This is a genomic window from Kurthia sibirica, from assembly GCF_003143975.1.
GTDB lineage: Bacteria > Bacillota > Bacilli > Bacillales_A > Planococcaceae > Kurthia > Kurthia sibirica.
The window spans coordinates 1-1,294 of sequence record NZ_QFVR01000063.1; the positions used below are offsets into that span (position 1 = coordinate 1).

The following is a 1,294-nucleotide window of genomic DNA, read 5'->3' on the forward strand; positions in this document are numbered from 1 at the left end:
AGCCAAGGCGCGGTTTAGAGGCTGAAGGCCGATGTCCCCGTAAAGCTGGAGAACGACAGTCCCTACATGGAGGCCTACCCCTAGTTGCACGACGCTAGAAAAATCCCCATACTTCATAAGTCCGACTCCCCAAGGACTTTTCGTGGCTTACAATCCAAATATTCTTTCAAAGATTTTGAGCACTCGGTTTCTTAGTACCGAGCAACTCTCTGATCGCCTTCAAATTGCACCCGCTGAACTTTCTCGCGAGCTTGACCGAGAACCTGAGCCGGGACAAGGCATCCTCAATCGCATTGCAAAGGAGCTTGGGGTACCGCCCTACTCTTTCTTCATGGAGAAAGCACCCGCGCTCCATGATGTATTGCCTGACTTTCGCTCCTCGACCGCGAAGCCAGCGGCCAAGATGAAAGAAACGGTCCAATCCATTCAATTTGCTGAAGGTGTCCAGCGCGCTCTCGAACAGTTCTGGGTGAAACTTGACCTGCCTCAGTTCTCAGCAAAGGGCAACGCCGAGGTCGACGCGTTCGCTCTGGCGGCGCGCGAGCTACTGAGCATTTCGCTTCAAGATCAGCTCGACGCAAAGGACGCAAACGCGTTCTATCTTGTCTGCAGAAAGAAGATTGAAGACGCCGGGATTTTTGTCCTCCACGACAGCTTTCCTGAACAGGATGGTAGCGGTTTTTGTCTCTCGCACCCTCGCCATCCAGTGATCGTGGTCAACACCCGAAAGCAGACGAAGGGGCGACGTCTTTTCACTCTCATCCACGAACTTGCGCATGTCCTCATGCGGTCGACCGGCATCTCCGACCCGTTCATCACAAGGAACTCAGTCGAGCGGATATGCAATCGCTTCGCAGGAAGCTTCCTCGTACCCAAATTGTATGTTCAGGCACTCCTGAAGGGGCCGACCACAACTCAGCCTGACGACGAAGACGTCAAATGGGCCTCCCGTCGATTGAAGATAAGCCAAGAGGCTACCGTCTTCAGACTAGAGCAGCTCGGCATTTACACAGCCGGTAGCTACGACCGATGGAAGGCGCTGGTGCATGGCCGCAACCCGGATTACTTCGAGAAGCGCGGCGGACCACCGGGAGGCGAACCGCCCCCACAAGAAAAAATCAAGCTGTCGAAGTACGGCTTCTCTTTCGCTCGCGCATTCGACTCGTTGCTTCGCCAAGGCCTCATTAGCGAGGTAAACCTTTATCGCTCAACGGGTTTAAAGCCGAAGTATCAGAGGCAGTACTTCGACTACGTTAAGTCTCTCACGCCTGACCAGCTCCACACGCTGGAGCTT

Annotated in this window: 1 protein-coding gene; it reads left to right on the top strand. The window is 54.3% G+C overall.

Features of this window, described 5'->3' with window-relative positions:
• Nucleotides 1–142 precede the first annotated feature (142 nt).
• Nucleotides 143–1,294, top strand: a 1,152-nt coding sequence (locus DEX24_RS16855; RefSeq protein ID WP_146193020.1) for an ImmA/IrrE family metallo-endopeptidase, incomplete at its 3' end; no start/stop codon positions are given.